The 21,063-nt window shown below is 46.5% G+C and carries 16 protein-coding genes; all 16 read right to left on the bottom strand.

Annotated features, from left to right (window positions below; genetic code table 11):
* Positions 1-3: 3 nt before the first annotated feature.
* A complete protein-coding gene (locus QWY22_RS12475) occupies positions 4-801 on the bottom strand; it encodes a YmfK family protein (protein WP_036806583.1) in 798 nt (265 codons plus the stop codon).
* Positions 802-987: 186 nt separating this feature from the next.
* The gene (gene ymfI / locus QWY22_RS12480) at positions 988-1,707 is read right to left on the bottom strand and encodes an elongation factor P 5-aminopentanone reductase (protein WP_300981190.1); all 720 of its coding nucleotides are present in this window, start codon (positions 1,705-1,707) and stop codon (positions 988-990) included.
* The gene (gene yfmH, locus QWY22_RS12485) at positions 1,704-3,005 is read right to left on the bottom strand and encodes an EF-P 5-aminopentanol modification-associated protein YfmH (RefSeq protein WP_300981191.1); all 1,302 of its coding nucleotides are present in this window, start codon (positions 3,003-3,005) and stop codon (positions 1,704-1,706) included. The genes ymfI and yfmH overlap by 4 nt, the downstream gene beginning before the upstream one ends.
* Positions 2,998-4,272: an EF-P 5-aminopentanol modification-associated protein YfmF gene (gene yfmF / locus QWY22_RS12490; RefSeq protein WP_300981192.1), complete on the bottom strand. Its 1,275-nt coding sequence runs from the start codon at positions 4,270-4,272 to the stop codon at positions 2,998-3,000. Before yfmF ends, yfmH begins: the two co-directional genes overlap by 8 nt.
* Positions 4,273-4,923: 651 nt before the next feature.
* Complete coding sequence (locus QWY22_RS12495; protein WP_300981193.1) at positions 4,924-5,883, bottom strand: ABC transporter permease; 960 nt, start codon at positions 5,881-5,883, stop codon at positions 4,924-4,926.
* A gap of 1 nt (position 5,884) precedes the next feature.
* The gene (locus tag QWY22_RS12500; RefSeq protein ID WP_300981194.1) at positions 5,885-6,931 is read right to left on the bottom strand and encodes an ABC transporter permease; all 1,047 of its coding nucleotides are present in this window, start codon (positions 6,929-6,931) and stop codon (positions 5,885-5,887) included.
* The gene (locus QWY22_RS12505; protein ID WP_300981195.1) at positions 6,921-8,483 is read right to left on the bottom strand and encodes an ABC transporter ATP-binding protein; all 1,563 of its coding nucleotides are present in this window, start codon (positions 8,481-8,483) and stop codon (positions 6,921-6,923) included. The genes QWY22_RS12500 and QWY22_RS12505 overlap by 11 nt, the downstream gene beginning before the upstream one ends.
* Before the next feature lie 166 nt (positions 8,484-8,649).
* Positions 8,650-9,714, bottom strand: a complete 1,065-nt coding sequence (locus QWY22_RS12510; RefSeq protein WP_036806607.1) for a BMP family lipoprotein — start codon at positions 9,712-9,714, stop codon at positions 8,650-8,652.
* 49 nt (positions 9,715-9,763) lie between these two features.
* Positions 9,764-10,492 carry a GntR family transcriptional regulator gene (locus QWY22_RS12515; RefSeq protein WP_300981197.1) on the bottom strand — a complete coding sequence of 243 codons (729 nt, stop codon included), beginning with the start codon at positions 10,490-10,492 and terminating at the stop codon, positions 9,764-9,766.
* A 175-nt stretch (positions 10,493-10,667) separates the two neighbouring features.
* A complete protein-coding gene (locus tag QWY22_RS12520) occupies positions 10,668-12,980 on the bottom strand; it encodes an FtsK/SpoIIIE family DNA translocase (protein WP_300981198.1) in 2,313 nt (770 codons plus the stop codon).
* Positions 12,981-13,060: 80 nt separating this feature from the next.
* A complete protein-coding gene (locus QWY22_RS12525) occupies positions 13,061-14,728 on the bottom strand; it encodes a ribonuclease J (RefSeq protein WP_036806616.1) in 1,668 nt (555 codons plus the stop codon).
* Positions 14,729-14,863: 135 nt separating this feature from the next.
* Positions 14,864-15,874, bottom strand: a complete 1,011-nt coding sequence (locus tag QWY22_RS12530) for an aspartate-semialdehyde dehydrogenase (RefSeq protein WP_436836788.1) — start codon at positions 15,872-15,874, stop codon at positions 14,864-14,866.
* Positions 15,875-16,056: 182 nt separating this feature from the next.
* Positions 16,057-17,268 carry a M16 family metallopeptidase gene (locus tag QWY22_RS12535; RefSeq protein WP_300981200.1) on the bottom strand — a complete coding sequence of 404 codons (1,212 nt, stop codon included), beginning with the start codon at positions 17,266-17,268 and terminating at the stop codon, positions 16,057-16,059.
* A gap of 57 nt (positions 17,269-17,325) precedes the next feature.
* The gene (gene pnp, locus QWY22_RS12540; protein ID WP_074509516.1) at positions 17,326-19,440 is read right to left on the bottom strand and encodes a polyribonucleotide nucleotidyltransferase; all 2,115 of its coding nucleotides are present in this window, start codon (positions 19,438-19,440) and stop codon (positions 17,326-17,328) included.
* Positions 19,441-19,707: 267 nt separating this feature from the next.
* Positions 19,708-19,977 (bottom strand): 30S ribosomal protein S15, encoded by a 270-nt coding sequence (gene rpsO / locus QWY22_RS12545; RefSeq protein ID WP_036806625.1) that lies wholly within the window; start codon positions 19,975-19,977, stop codon positions 19,708-19,710.
* Between the two features lie 134 nt (positions 19,978-20,111).
* Positions 20,112-21,062: a bifunctional riboflavin kinase/FAD synthetase gene (locus QWY22_RS12550; RefSeq protein WP_300981201.1), complete on the bottom strand. Its 951-nt coding sequence runs from the start codon at positions 21,060-21,062 to the stop codon at positions 20,112-20,114.
* Between the last annotated feature and the right edge of the window lies 1 nt (position 21,063).

Genomic DNA, 21,063 nt, shown 5'->3' on the forward strand with positions numbered 1-21,063 from the left:
TGTTTAGAAGTTGAAGCCGCCGAACATATCCGATTGATTTTGATCGCCCATAAAGTTATTCCGTTCCAGCACTTCATAGGTGATTTTTTCATCCGGATGATGGCGCAATTCGATAATGTAGTCGAAGTCTTCAATATTGTATTCGGATTGCTGGACAAACATATCGGGATGCTCCACCACTTTAATGGTCGGCATGCGCATCATTTCGCGCACCAGCTGCTGATGGCGCTCATCCGCAGAGCGGCGCGTCACAATGCCATCCAAAATAAAAATATTGTTCGAGTTGTGTTCATCGCCCATCAAACTGTTCCGCACGGTTTGCTTAATCATGGTGGACGATAGGAAAATCCATTTTTTATTGGCGCTGACGCTTGCCGCAACAACGGATTCCGTCTTACCAACACGCGGCATTCCACGGATGCCGACCAGTTTATGGCCTTCTTGCTTGAATATCTCCGCCATGAAATCAACCAATAACCCCAGCTCGTCGCGGACAAAGCGGAACGTTTTCCGGTCATCGGCATCGCGTTGAATATAGCGGCCATGGCGAACGGCTAAAATATCCCGAAGTTTAGGTTCGCGGAACTTCTTCACGGCAATCGTCTCGATGGTTGAAACGATTTGCTCGAAGCGTTCCAGCTGAACATCGTGTTCCGCCCGCAGAAGCATTCCGCGTCTGCCTTGATCGACGCCGTTGATGGTCACAATGTTGACGCGGAGCATTCCGAGAAGTGAAGCTATATCCCCTAATAAACCCGGACGATTCACTTGAATTTCGTATTCAAAATACCATTCTTTCATTCATCATCCGACCTTTCACATTATGTATATGGCATGTTAAAACCCTATCTCTTATGATAGCTGATTTGCTACAGCAAGAAAAGGGGCAATAAAAAAAGGGGCAGGCCTTTAAACCAAGGCCTATCAACCCCTTCGCAACTATTTACTCATGCATAAAACCAACGAAGATAGACAAAAGACCCTTTGTTACATGTGCCAGCCGCCGTTGACGTGCAGCGTTTGTCCAGTTATATAATCGGCTTTGCCGCTCACCAAAAAATCAGCCGCATCGGCTATATCTTGAGGAGACCCGAGCCCAAGGGGAATATCTTCTGATATGGCAAGCAGTTCTTCATCTGAAAAAGATTCATTCATTTTGGTTTGGATAAAGCCCGGGGCAATGGCGTTGACACGCGTGCCAGAAAGCGCCATTTCCTTCGCATACGCTTTGACAAAAGCTGACTGCGCCCCTTTGACCGAGGAATAGACCGTTTCAAGCGCCGCTCCTGTTTCTCCCCAGACCGATGAAACAAACACCACATAAGTTTTAGGGTAGCGATGGAAAAAAGGAGAAATTAGCCGGATGGCTGAAACCGGGTTGCGGACATGGACACGCCACAAGGCATCCATTTCATCTTCTGTCGTATCAATCAGCATTTTCACTAAAGCATGGCCGCTCGCGACAATGATGCATGCCGCGTCAAACACTTGCTCTGCCAATTTCCGGGCCCCATCGTCTTTTGCAAAATCCGCCTGCACACCGATAAATTCCTGGAGAGGATGCTTTAAAGCCAGCTCGTCAACCAATGCCGATACCGGAGCAGTGTTCCAATGAAGATAAAGCGACCAGCCGGAGCCGGCAAGCTGACGCGAAATCGCTTGTCCAATTTCTCCGGAAGCCCCCAATATCACAGCGAAGCGTTTCACACAGTTTCCTTCTTAGGAGACAGGATGGTAAAGACCGAACGCTGGCTTTCTGCGCTGACTGTCGCAAACGCTGCCTGGAGATCCGGCACTTCCAGTGCTTCCAGGAACGGCACTACGTCAAACAGGTTCATGCCGTTAAACGCATAGCGGGTAAACTGATTGGCAATATACTCAGGTGAGTTTAATGCTCTCAAGAAAAAGCCGATTTTTTTGCGGCGCACGCGATCGAGATCCGCTTGCCCAAATGGCCATTTTTCCATTGCATTACCAAGTGTATGCTGAATTTCCCGGGCCAGCACTTCAGGCTCAGCTGTATCAGAACCGATCAACGCATAGCCGAATCCATTTTCCAAAGAGTAGTCGAATGAATACGATTCATCGATCCAGCCGCTTTCATAAGCTTGATGATAAAAATCAGACGTGCGGCCGAAAAGAAGCTCATATGCCAGTTGTGCAGCCAGTTCGTGTTTCAGCATTTCATCTCCTGATAAGTTCAGGGCTTCCGGTTTGATGCCGACAAAGACTTTCGGTTTTTGGACGCTCATTTCCAAGGTCCGTTCTTTGACGGCCGCTTCAATCGGCTCATCCGGGTACATCCGCACGATTTCTTTCGGCTCTTCAAAGGTTTTTTCGCTTTGGTTTGCTTTGATGAAATCCATCATGCTGTCCGGCTCCACAGCGCCGACAATGAACAGCACCATATTCGATGGATGGTAGAACGTGTTATAGCACGTATATAAATGCTCGGCTGTGATATCCTGGATCGATTCCACTGTACCCGCAATATCAATTTTTACAGGATGGTTTTTGTATAAATTTTCGATGATGCCAAAATAGAGGCGCCAGTCAGGCTGGTCGTCATACATGGTAATTTCCTGTGCAATGATGCCTTTTTCTTTTTCAACGGTCTTTTCCGTGAAATAAGGGCTTTGCACAAAGTCCAATAAAGTGCCGACATTTTCAGTGACCTGATCGGTAGCTGAGAACAGATACGCCGTCCGTGTAAAAGACGTGAAGGCATTTGCCGATGCGCCTTGTTTGCTGAATTGCTGGAATACGTCGCCGTCTTCTTTTTCGAACATTTTATGCTCCAGGAAATGGGCGATGCCATCCGGCACTTTGACCGGTTCCTGCCCGCCGAACGGCACAAAATGGTTATCGATGGAACCGTATTTTGTCGTAAACGTGGCGAACGTTTTGGAGAACCCTTTTTTCGGCAGGATGTAAACTTCCAGCCCGTTTGGCAATTGTTCTTTGTATAATGTTTCATCCAATTGGTCAAAATGTACTTTATTCAACAGAATCATCCTCCTTGCCTGATAGGAAGTACGTCATTTCCAAGGACAATTGCTGTGCTGCTTGTGCAATGTCTTCTTTCGTGACAGCCTTCCATTTGCTGATCAAATAATCCGGCTCAAACGCTTCCGTCAGTTCCATGTACTGGTCATAGATATCAATCTGGCCGCGCGCCGAATCGAGTGCTTCTCTCAATTGGTTAACCAGCAATGCTTTTGTCTGATCAAGTTCCGTATCGGTAATATTGCCTTTTTTCACTTCTTCCAATTGTTCCAGAACTAGCTTCACTGCTTTTTCTTCCAGTTTCGAATCAATGCCCGCCAACACAAACATCAAACCGAACTGGGAAGCGTATGAACTTGAAACGTAATAAGCCATGCTTTCTTTTTCACGGATATTCACAAACAATTTCGAGTGCGCATAGCCGCCGAGCACGCCGTTCATCAATTGCATCACCGGAAACTTCTCGTCGCGGAATGTAATCGGTGTAAAGAAAGCCATATGAAGTTTGCCTTGCTTCATGTCCTCATATTCAACCACGCGCGTTTCCGCTGGCTGCACCAATTCTACAGAAGGAGCATCAACTGAAGTTTCCCGATCTTCAAATTTGAAATACTCTTTCAAGTACGCTGAAATGGTTTCGGCCTGGATATCGCCGACCGCGTAAATTTCAATTTCGTTGTCATGGATCATCGCTTGATATTCTTCAAACAGTTTTTCGTTTGTGACACGCTCCACTTCTTCAAGCGTTCCATTTGCCGGAATCGAAGCCGGATGTTCTGGCAGTGCCAGTTCCAGCATGCGCTGCTGCGCATAACGCGTTTTTTCATCAAAAATCGATTCGATTCGCTGCTTTATCGCTTCTTTCTCACGATTGAAAATCGTTTCTTTGAACAAGCCGTTTTCCAAATTCGGCTTAAACAAAACGATGTACATCAAATTCAAAACCTTTTCGAGTACCCCTTCTTCTGACAGATACTGGTCATTCACCGTTTCTACGTTCAGCGTCACGATATGTTCGTTGCCTCTTTTGGAAGAATCTATGTAAAGAGATGTGCCGTATAAATCGTCAAGCACCATACGAAGTGCTGTATGAGAAGGGTAAACTTCGTTGCTGTGCTGCAGAACGTTCGCCAGGATCGACCGTGCAGACGCTTTTTCTTTTGTTAATTTATCTTTAAACTTCAACGAAAAATTGATCGTTTTAAATTGCGTCGTTTCGTTGACATGCACATTCACGCCTTTTGCAATATTCATCGTTTGAAACATATGGAAATCCCCTCTCTTCGTTCATAGTCTAACTATACCGAACCTTTTCAGCTAAATGCAAATAATGAAAAGCGGAAGTGCCCGGGTAGTTCCGACAAGCGCTGGAAGCTTCGCCGGCAATGGCGTCTTTTGCCATTGCCGGTGAGGCTGAAGCGTCTCGAGGAACTGGGCACTGCAGCTAGACATGAAAAGCGTAGGGGGGCCGTTTAGCCCCGACAAGCGCTGGAGGACTTAAGGAAATGGCGCTCTTGGCCATTTTCCGAAAGGCCGAAGCGACCTCGAGGGGCTGGCCACCGGAGCTAGACAACAATGAAAAGCGGAAACGGCCGCTTAGCTTCGACAGGCAAGATATGGACCAAAAACAGTTTGGTCCATATCTTTGCGACGAAGCACAAAGTGCTGCAACGCCCTTTCATGTCCTGAAGCTAGCGCAGCGATGCAGGGACAGGAGCAATAAGGGTTTAGGCGAAGCGGCGCTTTTGCCGCACAGCCAGGATGGCTTATGACCCGAGGAGCTGGCCGTTGCAGCTAGACATGAAAAGTGTAGGGGGCCGTTTAGCCCCGCCAAGCGCTGGAGGACTTGAGGAAATGGCTATTTAGCGTTTTAAGCAAAACAAAAAAGAGCCGTCGAAACGGCTCTTTTTCATTTTCTTATCGCTGCCCTTTGATGTACGGAATTCCGTTCGCTTTCGGCGCATTGGCACGGCCAATGAATCCGGCTAAAGCCAGGATAGTCAGTACGTACGGAAGAATCAGCAAGAAGACGTTTGGAATATCTTGAATATACGGGATGGATGGCCCGACAATACTCAAGGATTGGGCGAACCCGAAGAACAACGCTGCGCCCATCGCGCCAAGCGGATGCCATTTGCCGAAGATCATCGCTGCAAGCGCCATGAACCCTTGGCCGTTGATCGTCGCGTGGCCGAAGTCGCCAGAAATCGTCTGTGCATAGATGGCGCCGCCGATTCCCGCTAAAGCACCGGAAATCATAACTGCCACATAACGCATTCTCGCTACATTGATTCCCATTGTATCCGCGGCCATCGGGTGTTCTCCGACAGAACGCAGACGCAGGCCGAATGGCGTTTTGTAGATTACAAACCAGGCCAAAATCGCAACTGCGATTGCCAGGACAGATGTGTAGTAAACCGAGCTGAAGAACATCGGCCCGATCACTGGAATATCAGACAAAAACGGAATATCGTTGCGCGAGAAACGCTCCGTGATAAAATCCGTCTGCCCTTTGCCAAAAATCTTTTTCACTAAGTACAACGCCAATGCAATGGCTAATAAGTTGATGGCTACACCGGATACCGTCTGGTCTGCACGGAACGAAATTGAAGCAACCGCATGGACTAGCGATAGCAATAAAGCCGCAGCCATTGCCGCAATCAATGACAGCCAAGGTGTAGCGTTGCCGAATGTATCTGCAAAAAACAAGTTAAACAATATGCCCACAAAGGCACCAATGACCATCAAACCTTCGAGGCCGATATTGATGACACCCGATCGCTCGGAAAACACGCCGCCGATAGCAACTAAAATGAGCGGAGCTGCATAAAATATCGCTGAAGGAACGATGAAATACAAAACTTCTAAGAAACTCATATTACTTCGCCTCCTTCTTCTTAGCCGCACGCAGCAGGAACAAGCGAATGACATATCCTGATGCCACAAAGAAAATAATTACGGCAATAACAATTTCAACAATTTCCAAAGGAATACCAGCTGCGTTCGGCATATTCAGCGCTCCGTATTTCAAGGAACCGAATAGTGTGGCTCCGAAAATAACGCCGAGCGGTGTGTTCATGCCCAGCAAGGCAACTGCAATCCCATCAAATCCAATACCGGTAAATCCGGCTTTCGAAGATACATACTCAAATGTTCCCAGCGCTTCCATCGCGCCGCCGAGACCGGCAAAAGCTCCGGAAATCACCATTGCGAGCACGATGTTTTTATTCACATTCATGCCGGCATACTGAGAAGCATTATGGTTAAAGCCAACCGCTTTTAATTCAAAGCCTAAAGTTGTTTTTTCCAGGATGAACCACATCACGCCGACCATCACCAGCGCCAGGATAATTCCGTAATGAAGCCGTGAAAATTCTGTCAGGTTCTCAAAAAATTCAGAGCGCAGCGATGCACTGGCAAAAATGGATTCTGTACGGTCGCCGTCGCCTGAAACGGTTTTGATCAATGCATTCGTCACATGAAGTGCGATGTAGTTCATCATGATGGTAACGATTACTTCATGAACATGGAATTTCGCCTTTAACAGACCCGGTACAAATCCCCAAAGAGCGCCCGCTGCCGCTGCTGCTAAAATCGCAAGCGGCAAATGAATGATTTTCGGCAATTCGACCGCTACGCCGACGTATGCTGCTGCAAACCAGCCGACGATCAATTGCCCTTCCACTCCGATATTGAACAGTCCGGAACGGAAAGCAAAAGCTACCGCTAAACCGGCCAATAGGTATGGCGTAATCTGCCGCAATGTTTCCCCTACTGTATATAAGTCGCCAAAAATCCCGTTCCATAAAGCAAGGTAGCCGTCGACTGGATTGTACCCACTGACCAGCATAATAATCGCTCCAACGATTAACCCTAAAATAACGGAAATGACAGGGACCAGAATATTTGTTGCTTTAGTCGACATGCTGATCCTCACCTTCTCTTTCTAACCCGTTTTTCAATCCTTCACGGATGTGATGACCAGCCATCAACAATCCCAATTCTTGTTCAGTCGTTTCTTCCGGTTTCACAATATCGACGATTTCGCCGTCATGGATAACCGCAATGCGATCAGACACGTTCATGACTTCATCCAGTTCAAACGAAATCAATAATACCGCTTTTCCATTGTCCCGCTGCTCGATCAGACGGCTGTGGATAAATTCAATCGCCCCCACATCCAATCCTCGAGTCGGCAAGGCTGCAATTAACAATTCGGGATTGCGGTCCACTTCACGGCCGATAATGGCTTTTTGCTGGTTTCCTCCCGACAATGCCCGAGCCGGTTCATGCGGCCCTTGTGTGCGGACATCGTATGCAGCAATAATGTCTTTTGCTTTTTGATCAATCTTGTCGTAATCGATAATCCCGCCTTTGGAAATCGGGGCAGTGTAATAGGTCTGCAAGGAAATGTTATGGCCAATCGGGAAATCCAGGACCAGCCCGTGTTTGTGGCGATCCTGCGGAATATGTCCAACGCCGGATTCCGTCACTTTTCTCGGTTTCATATTGGTAACATCTTTTCCATGAATGGTGATGAGCCCGCTTTTCACTTTGCGGAGCCCGGTAATCGCTTCAATCAATTCCGACTGTCCATTGCCGTCGATTCCCGCAATTCCGACAATTTCGCCTTGACGGACATTCAAATCCAAGCTTTTTACCATTTCAACGCCGCGGTAGTCTTCGACAACCAGCTTTTGAATGTTCAAAATAACGTCTTTCGGATTTGCAGGCGTTTTAACTGTTTTAAATTCCACTTGCCGGCCGACCATCAATGAGGCCAGTTCAGCTGGACTTGTTTCAGAAGTCGTAACAGTTCCCACGCCCTGCCCTTTACGGATAACCGTTACCCGGTCTGAGACATCCATGATTTCTTTCAATTTATGGGTAATTAAAATAATCGATTTTCCTTCGGCAATCAGGCGTTTCATGATTTGGATCAATTCGACGATTTCCTGCGGCGTCAAAGAAGCCGTCGGCTCATCGAAAATCAAAATTTCCGCGCCTCTGTACAAGGTTTTCAGGATTTCCACACGCTGCTGCATGCCGACTGAAATGTCTTCGATGACCGCATGCGGATCAACGTTCAATCCATATTGTTCCGACACTTCCTTTACCCGTTTTGCTGCGTCTTTTTTATTGGTGATGCCGAATTTAGTCGGTTCACTTCCTAAAATGATATTTTCAGTGACAGTGAAATTTTCGACCAGCATAAAGTGCTGATGCACCATGCCGATTCCTAAATCATTCGCCACGTTTGGATTTGTTATATCGACTTTCTTGCCGCGCACCCGGATTTCTCCGCCATCCGGCTGGTATAAACCGAAAAGCACATTCATCAAAGTCGACTTGCCTGCTCCGTTTTCACCCAATAATGCGTGAATTTCGCCCTTTTTCAACTGCAGGGTTATATTGTCATTCGCAACAAAATTCCCGAACACTTTGCGGATATTGAGCATTTCGATTACATGTTCCACTGTTTCCACTCCTTCGAAAACTGCTGACTTCTTATTTTTTTAATTAATACAGGAAAGGCTTTTATCGCTAAAAACCTTTCATCTATTATTAATTTTCCAAAAATAGACGAAAAAAAATCATAAAGACCGGATTCCCCGGTCTTTATGATGACCGTATCTAGTGTGCTTATTTCACAGTTTCTGGTACAGTGATTTCGCCGCTGGCGATTTTCTCTTTGTACTCATCGATCTTAGCCATAACGTCTTCAGGGATTGCTCCACGTGAATCTGCAAGGCCTACACCGTCTTCAGCCAAACCGTAAGTGATTGTTTCGCCGCCAGGGAATTTGCCTTCTTTGGCCTTGTTTGAAATATCAATAACCGCTTTGTCTACGCCTTTAAGAACAGAAGTCAATGTTACGTTCGTGTCGCCGACTTGCCCTTCGTCGTACTGGTCAGCATCTACGCCGATAACCCAAACATTCTCGTCCGGATTTGCTTCTTTGCGTTCTTTAGCTTCAGTGAATACACCGTTTCCTGTACCGCCAGCTGCGTGGAATACGATATCTGCGCCAGCAGAGTACATACGGTTAGCTGTTGTTTTACCTAATTCTGCTTTATCAAATGCCCCTGTGTATTGAACGTCTACTACAACAGACGGGTCTGCCGCTTTAACGCCTTCAAGGAATCCTGCTTCAAAACGTTCGATAACTGGAATTTCCATCCCGCCAACAAATCCGATTTTTTTCGTTTCAGACATCAAAGCTGCTGCTACACCTGCAAGGTAAGCTCCTTCTTGCTCTTTGAACAATACGCTTGCTACGTTTGGAGCATCAACAACTGCATCAATGATTCCAATTTGAGCTTTCGGCTGCTGTTCAGCAATTTCTTTTACCGCGCCTTCCATCAAGAATCCGATGCCAAAGACTACGTTAAAATCGCGGCGGATCAAGTTGTTCAGGTTTGTATTGTAATCAGCATCAGAAGCTGATTGCAGATAGTCAATTCCACCGTCACCTTTTTTCAGGCCGTTTTCTTCACCAAATGCTTGCAGTCCTTCCCAAGCGGATTGGTTGAATGATTTATCATCCACACCGCCGACATCTGTAACCATAGCAACTGAGAAATCGCTTTTCTCTTCGCCGCTTCCAGAATCGCCAGTTGAAGTGCCTTCCTCACTGCCGCAAGCAGCCAGCATAGTTCCTGCAGCAAGCATCATCGAAAGACCCAGACCAAATTTACGTTTTGTCAATGTAATAACCCCCAAGGTAATTTTTTCATATTAGCAGGAATTTGCCGTTTTACACACGTTTTCGAACTACATGGAAACTGAATTTATCAGCCCGGAAGTAGTTCTTTGAATAAAGCACCACACGATCGTCTTCATCGTAATGGAGCTGTTTTAACTCAAGTAAAGCAGTTTCCGGATCACATTCCAAAATCGGCGAAGCTTGTTCATGATAGCCGATTGGATCGATAAAGGTGACCGCATACGAAATGCGGACATCCCCGGATTCCTCTATTGCAGAGAAAATGGAACTTTCTTTGCGCCCGAGAAAATCAGCCGGCAAAAAACTCGAAGGAACTTGATCGATGCAATAGACGACCGGTTCTCCGTTGGCTGTTCGGACGCGTTCAATAGTAATGACTGTCTCATCGGCTCTGAAATGAAAGCGTTTTAAATCGTCCTCGGAAGGAGGAGCCTCAGAAGTGCTTAAGTAAATCACACCCGGCTCCATTCCAACTTGCCGAATCATGTCCGACACACTTGTCAATTGTTCAATGCCCGATGTAAAGACGGGCTTCGGATTGACGAATGTACCGACGCCATGCCGACGGACAATGATATTATCTTCTTCCAGCAACCGCAGCGCTTCTCTCAAAGTCGCGCGGCTGACTCCCAGTGTTTTTGCCAATTCGAATTCGGAAGGCAACTTCTCTTTTTCTTTGTACAATCCGGCAGCAATATCCTGCTTCATCCGATCGATCACTTGGAGATACAGAGCACGATGATCCGATTTTATTGTCATGCGATTCACCACCAATGACAGAGATCAGACATCTGATGTAAAACATTCCTACTAATCAAAATTACTATAACACTTATTCAAAACTAAATAAATAGTCTTTTGTCGAATTTCGCGAATTTTCATTCCAAAACTTTTAGCAGGTGTAATCATATCGTCACAAAAAACGCTTGATTTTTTAATAATCTTCCTGCTTTGGAACTAAAACCGTACGGGGCTTACTGCCCTCATAAGGGCCAACCACGCCGCGCTGCTCCATTTGGTCTATGATTCGGGCAGCCCGGGAATACCCAACACGGAAGCGCCGTTGCAGCATGGAAACCGAAGCTGTCTGCATTTCTGAAACCAATTGTACCGCTTCGTCGTAAATTTCGTCTGTGTCATCGTCGATTGCCGATTCTTCCACTTCAGTCGGAATCATGTCTTCCTGGTATTGGGCTTTTTGCTGTTCAATTGCAAAATCGACCACTTTTTCCACTTCCGAGTCCGACAAGAACGCACCTTGCACACGCACCGGCTTCGATTTGCCGGCGCCGAGGAACAGCATGTCACCGCGGCCCAGCAATTTCTCCGCTCCGCCCATATCAAGAATCGTCCGTGAGTCGATAGCAGATGAAACAGCAAACGCAATTCGGGACGGGATATTCGCTTTGATGACGCCTGTGATGACGTTAACGCTTGGGCGCTGTGTAGCGATGATCAAATGGATGCCGGCAGCACGCGCCATCTGTGCCAAGCGCGTAATGGCATCTTCCACTTCATTTGAAGCGACCATCATCAAATCCGCCAATTCATCGACGATTACCACGATAAATGGCAATTTCGGATGCTTTTCCTCATTTTCTTCATTGAAAATTCGAACATACTCATTGTAGCCTTCGATGTTCCGTGTTCCGGTATGCGAAAACAATTCGTATCTTCTTTCCATCTCTGAAACGATTTTCTTTAGCGCCTGCGCGGCTTTTCTTGGGTCTGTTACAACAGGAGCCAGTAGGTGCGGAATGCCGTTGTAGACATTCAGTTCAACCATTTTCGGGTCAATCATCATCATTTTCACTTCATGCGGCTTTGCACGCATGATGATGCTTGTGATGATGCCGTTAATGCACACCGATTTCCCGCTTCCTGTCGAACCGGCAACCAGCAAATGCGGCATTTTATTAAGTTCGGTCATGACGGCTTGGCCCGTTACATCCCGGCCGAGGCCAAACAGCAACTTAGATTCCGGTTTGTCATTTTCCTCGGATTCCAGTACTTCCCGCAAACTGACAATCGCCACTTCAGAATTCGGGACTTCAATGCCGATCGCAGACTTGCCTGGAATTGGCGCTTCAATCCGGATATCCCGTGCAGCCAGTGCCAGTGCCAGGTCATCGTGCAACGCCACAATTTTACTGACTTTAACGCCGGTATCCGGCAGCACTTCGTATTTTGTAACTGCTGGTCCTAAATGGACTTGTGTCACTTTGGCGCGAACACCAAAGCTTTGGAAAGTTTTTTCCAGCTTTTTCGCATTTTTCTGGATTCCCGAATACTCGCCGCTTTGGTCAGAGTGCGGCGGCAAAGTCAATAAGTCGATCGGCGGCAGCTGGTATTCTTCGTTTTCCATTTCTTCTCCCGAAGACAACGTCACTTCGCCGGTTTCTGTGTCGACTTGCTCTACAGGAGGCGCTTCCGCTTTTTTCGGCCGGACGTTCTCTGTGAACGCTGAAATGATCGGCTCCTCCTGCTCCATCACGTGAACCGTTTCTTCTTCGTCAAATTCCAGTGCATCATCCACTTCGATCACTTGCTCAGGCTGCTCTTTCCGGCGCGGTGCCGGCAGGCGTTTTTGTTTTGGCTTGCTTGGTTTCAAGCGGGCCACAACGGATTCCAGTCCCGGACGCAAACTTGGCACTTTTTCCGCAATATATGGAGCTGCCGTTTTGCCGGTCAAAATAATGGCGCCGATTGACAGCAAGATAAACGCTACGATCCAAGTGCCCGCTGTATCGAACAGCACATGGAACATCGCATAAAGCACAGCTCCCAATAATCCGCCGCCGCTTGCCGTATAGGTTTCCCAAAGCGATCCGGTGACTTGGGTCGAGCGCATGGTTTCTGTTAATACATTGCCTGAAGTGATGGGCAAAATCGATCCGGCCGCCCAAATCAAATGGCAGATTAATAAAATACCGGTAATGAGAAATACAGAGCTTGCCGCAATTTTCATGCGCGGTTTCGGCCATTGCCGTTTCACCATGATATGGGCTGCCAACAGCAGCAAGAGGATTGGCACAAAGACCGCCAAATACCCCGTCAATAACTCAGCTGTATTCAATAATATTTTCCCGATCACCCCAAGCTGAAAAGCCATGAGGACCGCAACACCAATCAGCAGTAACCCGATCACTTCATACCCGATCAGGGACATCGGCTGTTTTTTCTTTTTGGCTGCCGGTTTTTTCCGAGCAACTGTTTTCGGTTTTTTCTTTGCCTGTGCCCGTGGCATATCGATCCCTCTTTCCTTTAAAATTGAAAAAGGATTTCCACCGAGTAGTTCGGTATGGAAATCCTTTCACTTTCTGTCTCTTAGTATTCCATGATAATTGGAATAATCATCGGACGTCGTTTTGTTTGCTGGAATAAATAAGAATTCAACGTGTCCCGAATTTCCTGTTTGATATTATTCCATTCAAAAGCGTCTTTTACTACGTATTTTTCGACAATTTTGCGAACCAATTGAGTGGACTCTTCCATTAGCTGCTCGGATTCGCGGACATATACAAATCCGCGTGAAATCATTTCCGGTCCGGAAGCAATTTTCTTCTCTTTGCGGTTCAGCGTAACAACCACGATAAAGATGCCGTCCTGAGACAGGAGTTTCCGGTCGCGAAGGACAATGTTGCCAACGTCGCCGATGCCGATGCCGTCAATCAAGACATTCCCAGCAGTCACCCGGCCGCTCATGCGGACTTTTCCGCCTTTGTATTCCACAATATCCCCTTTATCAGCGATAAAGATATCAGATTTGTGCATACCGATTTGCTGAGCCAATTTGGAATGGGCAATCAGCATTTTGTATTCGCCTTGGATCGGGATGAAGTATTTGGGCTTCATCATATTCAGCATCATTTTCAAGTCTTCCTGGCTGCCATGTCCGGAAACGTGGACTTTTTTGCTGGAAGTCAACACATTGGCTCCGGCTTTCGCCAGTTTGTTCATCGTCTGGAACATTTGGACTTCCATGCCCGGAGACGGAGTGAACGTGATCATCACCGTGTCCGTGTCTTTGATTTTTACATCTTTGTGCTGTTTGCGCACCATTTTGTCCAGTGCTTCTAAAGGTTCCCCCTGGTTGCCTGTTACAATGATGACGACTTCTTCATCGCGGTACTGTTCCAGCTCTTTGATGGAGATGACAGTTTCTTCATCGACTGCCAAGTAGCCGAGGCGCAAGCCGACTTCGTAGCTGCTCTCCAGGCTTTTCCCTACGACTGCCACTTTTTTGCCTGTAGCTTTGGCATTATCAAATACTTGCTGGATCCGGATAAAGTTGGATGAATACAGCGATACTAGAATACGGCCTTCAGCCGCTAAAAATGCTGACAACAAGTGATCGGAAACGACCGTTTCAGGTGTTGTGTGCCCTGGGCGTTCCGCTTCAGTTGAATCGGACAACAAGATTAAAACGCCATCTTCGCCCAATTTCGCCATTTTGGCGATATCCGGCTTATAGCTTCCTTTTGCCGACTGATCGAATTTGAATTCTCCCGTGTGGACAATTGCGCCTTCCGATGTGTGGAAGACAATTCCAAGCGCATCCGGAATGCTGTGCGTTGTATGGAAAAACGTCACATGCGTTTTGTCAAAGTTCATGCGGCTTTTGTTCGTTACTTCAAAAAACTTCACATGCTTCAATGAACCCTGTTCTTTGATGTGTTCTTTCGCCAAGGCAATCGTCAGCTTCGAGCCGTAGACGGGTGCCTGGATTTTCTTCAATAAGTAAGCAATCGAGCCAATCGCGTCTTCATGGCCGTGCGTCAGGAAAATCCCCTTCACCCGGTCTTTGTTTTCTTCCAGGAAAGAGATATCCGGAATGACAATGTCAATGCCCAGCATTTCATCTTCCGGGAACATCAACCCGCTGTCCACTACAAATAAATCTTCATCAATTTCAATGACGTACATCGCTTTACCGATTTCGCCGACTCCGCCAAGCGGGATTACTCTAATTAATTCGTTTTTTATTTTACTCAATATATTTCCTCCTATAATTTACCCGTACACATCCATAGACCTTATTATACGGGAATACAAGGAAACAGTCCAAAGAAAAAATAAACCGGAGCCCAGTCCGGTTTATTGTGTCGGGATTTTTATTCAATTTTTTGTTCAGACAATGCCTTGTTCAATCATCGATTCAGCGATTTGAACCGAATTTAGTGATGCGCCTTTGATCAAGTTATCTGAAACGATCCACAGATGGAATCCCTGTGGATTATCCAAGTCCTGGCGGATCCGGCCGACAAAAACTTCATCAAGCCCTGCCGCCATCAGCGGCATCGGATAAACCTGGTTTGCTGGGTCGTCCATCAATTCCACACCCGGAGCTGCAGCAATTACCTGCTTGACTTCCTCAAGGGTTGGTGCAGCTTCCAGTTCGATATAAACCGACTCCGAATGGCCTGTGACGACCGGAAGGCGCACGCATGTCGCTGCGACGGATAAAGTATCGTCGTGCATGATTTTCTTGGTTTCATTGATCATTTTCATTTCCTCGAACGTATAGCCGTTTTCGGTAAATTGATCAATTTGCGGAATTGCATTAAAAGCGATCGGGTAATGGCGTTCAGCGGACTTCACCGGCAGCACTTTCGCATCTGCATTCGGTGCATTGTCAAAGTCTGCTGCCTGATCCTTTAATTCGTTGATGGCATTGATGCCGGCGCCCGATACCGCCTGATACGTGGAAACGACGATTTTATTTAGGCCAAACTGTTCTTTTAGCGGCTGCAAAGCGCAAACCATTTGTATCGTTGAACAGTTCGGGTTGGCGATGATTCCTTTATGCTGTGCGATATCGGCCGGATTGACTTCCGGTACGACAAGCGGCACTTCTTTGTCCATCCGAAATGCGCTCGTATTGTCGATGACAACGGCCCCACGTTTAACCGCTTCTGGCGCAAATTTCTCCGAAATGCTGCCGCCTGCGCTGAACAACGCAATATCAATGCCTTCAAACGATTCCGGCTTTGCTTCTTGGACGGTATAGGTTTCCCCTTTAAATTCAATTTCCTGCCCCGCTGAACGGCTCGACGCCAGAAAAACTATTTGATTGATTGGAAAGTTTCTTTTCTCAAGCTGCTCTTTCATTTGTTGTCCTACTGCACCCGTTGCTCCCATAATTGCTACGTTATAAGTTTTCACACAACTCTCTCCTTCAATGATGATTGGCGTAATTGTAACACAATTTAACACACTAGAGGAACGGCTTGTTTGAAAATCTTCCCTTTTGTTGCTTTTTGCCCTTTTAAACATGTGTTCTTAAAAAAAGCTATAAAAAAAGCTCCCTTTTTCAAGGAAGCTTACTTCGAACGGATAATGGAAATTGCTGGGTCTCCTGCTAACAATTCCATCAGAGAAGTCACTTTTTCAATGGATACTTGATCGATTAAACGGAGCACTTCATCATATGGCTGATGCTTTTCCAACAGCAATTCATTTTTCCCGTTGCGGCTCATGCGGGCACTCGTGCTCTCAAGCCCGAGCATAATATTGCCTTTCATCTGCTCTTTTGAATCAGTCACTTCTTCCAAAGTCAGACCATTTTTCTGCATGTCGAGCAGTGAAGAAACGATGACTTCCTGAAGTTCAGGCATTTGCTCATTGGATGTTCCGCCGTAAATAGCAAGTGCACCGTGGTCGGAATAGGCCGAATGGTAGGAGTAAATTGAATATGCCAATCCACGCTCTTCCCGAATTTCCTGGAACAGGCGGGATGACATGGACCCTCCGATGATATTGTTCAAGATTACAAAATTGTAGATGTTTTCGTCTTTTATGGACAAGCCCGGATATCCTAAGCAAAGATGCCCTTGTTCAGTTTCTTTATGCTTTAACGAATGGCCCGCTGTAAAGCCGGGGAACTGGTACTGCTTTTCATGGCTTTTCCGCTGGAATGAACCAAACAGCTGCTCGATCAATTCAATCAATTGAGGCGTGATGTTCCCGGCAACCGAAATCACGGTATTTTCCGGCGTGTAATGCCGTTCCATAAAGCGTTCAATTTTGTCTTTAGTAAAACTCTTCAATGTATGGACGGTCCCCAAAATCGGAGCTCCCATGGAATGATGCGGATACATCACTTTCCATAATTGTTCATGGACGTCATCGTCCGGCATATCTTCCGTCATGCTGATTTCTTCAATGACCACTTGGCGTTCCTTGTCGATTTCAGCCTGGTCCAATTTTGAGTGGAAGAACATATCGGCCAGAACTTCGACGGCGTGTTCCGCATGCTGGTCCAGCACCTTGGCGTAATAGCAGGTATATTCCTTTGACGTATAAGCGTTGATGTCCCCGCCGATCCGGTCGAATTCCCGCGCAATTTGCTTGGCGGTCCGTGTTTCTGTGCCTTTAAACAGCAGGTGTTCGATAAAATGCGTCATGCCATTTTCTGCCGGCAGCTCATCGCGTGAACCCGCTTTTACAAATACACCTACTGCAACAGAACGAAAATGCGGTATCGATTCGGAAACAATTCGAAGTCCGTTGCTGCATACATGTGTAGTAACCAATCCATCATTCCTCCTAATACGAAAAAATTGCCAACATATGCTGGCAATTTCGTTTGCTTATTGATTTGCTTGTTCAGTTGCTTCTTTTTCTTCTTTTAAAACCACTTTGCGTGAAAGGTTTACACGGCCTTGGCGGTCAATTTCAATGACTTTGACTTTGACTACATCATCCAATTTCAAGACATCTTCCACTTCTTTTGTCCGTTCTTCCTGGATTTCGGAAATATGGAGAAGACCGTCTTTGCCAGGGAATAGCTCCACAAAAGCACCGAATTTCTCAATGCGTTTCACTTTGCCTTCGTAGTATTCGCCCACTTTCGCTTCGCGGACAATGTTTTCGATCATCGCTTTCGCTTTAGCGTTCATTTCCTGGTCAACTGAAGAAATGAAGATGGTGCCGTCTTGTTCTGTATCGATTTTAACGCCTGTTTCATCGATGATTTTGTTGATCACTTTGCCGCCAGGTCCGATAACGTCGCGGATCTTATCCGGGTTGATCTTAACCATGATGATTTTTGGAGCAAATTTAGACAGCTGTTCCCGTGGTTCTGAAATGGTCGCAATCATCGATTCCAGGATGTGGATTCTTCCAATCTGGGCTTGCGTCAATGCTTCTTCCAGAATTTCACGCGACAATCCGTCAATCTTGATGTCCATTTGAAGAGCTGTAATGCCTTTGGCAGTACCTGCTACTTTAAAGTCCATATCGCCAAGGTGATCTTCCATGCCTTGAATATCTGAAAGAACTGTATAGTTTTCGCCTTTTTTAACCAAGCCCATCGCAATTCCGGCTACTGGCGCTTTAAGCGGTACTCCGGCATCCATCATTGCAAGCGTTGATGCACAAATACTTGCTTGGGAAGTGGATCCGTTGGATTCCAGAACTTCTGCAACCAGGCGGATTGTGTAAGGGAATTCTTTTTCATCCGGAATAACAGCTTCAAGCGCCCGTTCACCAAGCGCACCATGGCCGATTTCACGGCGTCCCGGTCCGCGAAGGAATCCCGTTTCCCCTACTGAGAACAGTGGGAAGTTGTAATGGTGCATAAAGCGTTTTGTATCTTCGATTCCAAGGCCGTCAATAATTTGAACATCGCCGAGTGCGCCAAGCGTACAAATGCTCATTGCCTGCGTTTGGCCGCGCGTAAACAAACCAGAGCCGTGTGTGCGGTTTAAAATGCCGACTTCAGAAGACAATGGGCGAATTTCTGAAGGTGTACGGCCATCCGGACGGACTTTTTCATCCGTGATCAAACGGCGGACTTCGTCTTTAACCATTTTATCTAGGATTTGGCCCACTTGTTTTTTCACGTCTTCATCCGCTTCAGCGTATGATTCCATGACACGGTCTTTAACGGCTGCAATTGCTTCGTTGCGCGCCATTTTTTCAGCTGTTTGCACTGCCGCATTCATATCGTCTTCAGAAAGCGCTTTGATCGCTTCTGTTAAAGTTGGATCTAATTCATACAGTTGAATAGCCGTTTTTTCTTTGCCGACTTCTTCTGCAATTTGTTCCTGGAAAGCAATCAATCGCTTGATTTCTTCGTGGCCGAACATGATGGCTTCAAGAATCGCTTCTTCTGAAACTTCTTTCGCTCCAGCTTCCACCATATTGATCGCATCTTTCGTACCGGCAACGGTCAAGTTCATGGAACTTTTCTCCAGCTGGTCGTTTGTCGGGTTGATGATGTACTCTCCGTCGATCATGCCGACGATGACACCGGCAATAGGGCCGCCAAATGGAATATCAGAGATCATCAATGAAAGAGATGATCCGAACATTGCTGCCATTTCAGAAGGGCAATCCTGATCTACAGACATAACCATTGAAATGACCTGAACTTCGTTGCGGAAGCCGTCAGGGAACAACGGACGGATCGGACGGTCAATCAAACGGCTTGTCAAAGTCGCTTTTTCAGAAGGGCGGCCTTCCCGTTTAATAAAACCTCCTGGAATTTTGCCGACTGCATATAAACGCTCTTCATAGTTTACTGTGAGCGGGAAGAAATCGGTATTTTTTGGAGTTTTAGATGCAGTAGCCGTAGACAATACTGCCGTATCGCCGTAACGGATCAACGCTGCGCCGTTGGCTTGTTTCGCTAATTGGCCAACTTCAACCTGTAATTCGCGGCCTGCCCAATCAAATGTATAAACTTTTTTCGTTTGCTCCATAATCGAGCTCCTCTCTCTTACACTGTTTCATCATTCTCTTTATCCCGCTTTCACGGCCAGCAGGACTCCCGCGGGAGATCCAGTGGCCATAAAAGCCCAATTGGATCAACTCGTAATCAGCGGGAATAAAGAAACTTCCTACTGATTAAAGTTTCTCTTTATGTATCCAATAGTAGTGTATCAAAAAAGCAATCACTGTGCGATTGAATGTTTTAATTTTTATCCATAAAGAAAAAGCGGGACGAATCCCGCTTTTACTAATTGCTATTATCGGCGTAGGCCAAGTTTTGCGATTAACTCGCGGTAACGTTGTACATCGTTTTCGCGCAAGTATTTCAGCAAGTTACGACGGCGTCCAACCATTTTGAATAGACCACGACGTGAGTGGTGATCTTTTTTATGAGTACGCAAGTGCTCATTTAAGTTGTTGATGTCTTCTGTAAGAATGGCGATTTGAATATCTGCAGACCCAGTATCTGTGTCATGCACTTTGTATTCATTGATCAATTCATTTTTACGTTCTTGAGTGATTGCCATACTGTTCCACCTCCTAATTTCTAATATCCCCTATTACCGAGCAACCGTTGGTGAATCGATTTGCCAAGCAATGGTTCGTACTTTTAGTACTTTTAAATCATAGCATAACAGCTTTTCAAAATCAACCAACCACCTTAGTTTAAGCTTTTGAAAAACTGGATTGCTGTTTCCTTGTCCCGCTGAATCTGCATTTTCAGTTCGTCAATGCCGGAAAATTTCTGTTCATCCCGGATTCGCCGGTACCAATCCACATCCACCATTTCGCCGTAGATCGTTTTGTCGAATTCCAGAATGTAGACTTCCACCGTCTGCTTTTTCACATCCGGATTGTTGAACGTCGGTTTGTAACCGACATTGCAGACACCGTTATATTCGATTCCCTGCACCCAGATCCTTACTGCATAAACGCCGCGGCCCGGCACGTACGATCCGATTTCCGGTTCAACGTTGGCCGTTGGAAAACCGATTGTTCTGCCCCGCTTGTCGCCGTTTACGACAGTTCCCGAAATCCGGAATGGCCGGTTCAACAGACGGCAAACTTCCCCCACATCTCCGCTTTTCAACAAACTGCGGATTCGCGTTGAACTGATTTTCTCTGCTGAGTCGACTTGCTTTTCAATCGTGGTCACACTGAATTGGCCTTGGCCGGCTTCTTCCATCACCTTCATATTGCCTTTTCCTTTGGAGCCGAAGGAAAAATCAAATCCAGCAGCAACGTGAACAACGTTCAATTCTTTAATAAACGTTTCAATAAACTGCTCCGGCGTCAACTGGGCAAAATCAGAAGTGAAACGGACCACAAAACAAACATCCAGCCCCATGCTTTCCAGAATCTCCAATTTCTGCTGCATCGGCGTAATGTAAAAAACCTCTTCTTTTCTTCCGCCAAGCACAAGAGACGGATGAGGATCGAATGTCATAACAGCGGATTTCACTTGGCGTTTTTCCGCTTGAGCGATCGCTTCACCGATGACCCGCTGATGCCCTTTATGTACACCGTCAAAAAAACCGAGCGCCAAGGAAATGGGCCCAAGCTCTTTTTCCGGTTTGATGTGGTTGGGGTAGCTTAAATGAATGATTTCCATA

The organism is Planococcus liqunii (genome assembly GCF_030413595.1).
In the GTDB taxonomy this organism is placed as follows: Bacteria; Bacillota; Bacilli; order Bacillales_A; family Planococcaceae; genus Planococcus; species Planococcus liqunii.

What these genes read in the sequence shown, in the direction of transcription:
- QWY22_RS12500 (WP_300981194.1), bottom strand. Translation starts at nt 6,931, where the DNA reads ATGTCGACTAAAGCAACAAATATTCTGGTCCCTGTCATTTCCGTTATT.
- yfmF (WP_300981192.1), bottom strand. Translation starts at nt 4,272, where the DNA reads ATGTTTCAAACGATGAATATTGCAAAAGGCGTGAATGTGCATGTCAAC.
- QWY22_RS12475 (WP_036806583.1), bottom strand. Translation starts at nt 801, where the DNA reads ATGAAAGAATGGTATTTTGAATACGAAATTCAAGTGAATCGTCCGGGT.
- QWY22_RS12550 (WP_300981201.1), bottom strand. Translation starts at nt 21,062, where the DNA reads ATGGAAATCATTCATTTAAGCTACCCCAACCACATCAAACCGGAAAAA.
- QWY22_RS12495 (WP_300981193.1), bottom strand. Translation starts at nt 5,883, where the DNA reads ATGAGTTTCTTAGAAGTTTTGTATTTCATCGTTCCTTCAGCGATATTT.
- QWY22_RS12530 (WP_436836788.1), bottom strand. Translation starts at nt 15,874, where the DNA reads ATGGGAGCAACGGGTGCAGTAGGACAACAAATGAAAGAGCAGCTTGAG.
- rpsO (WP_036806625.1), bottom strand. Translation starts at nt 19,977, where the DNA reads ATGGCAATCACTCAAGAACGTAAAAATGAATTGATCAATGAATACAAA.
- QWY22_RS12515 (WP_300981197.1), bottom strand. Translation starts at nt 10,492, where the DNA reads ATGACAATAAAATCGGATCATCGTGCTCTGTATCTCCAAGTGATCGAT.
- pnp (WP_074509516.1), bottom strand. Translation starts at nt 19,440, where the DNA reads ATGGAGCAAACGAAAAAAGTTTATACATTTGATTGGGCAGGCCGCGAA.
- QWY22_RS12520 (WP_300981198.1), bottom strand. Translation starts at nt 12,980, where the DNA reads ATGCCACGGGCACAGGCAAAGAAAAAACCGAAAACAGTTGCTCGGAAA.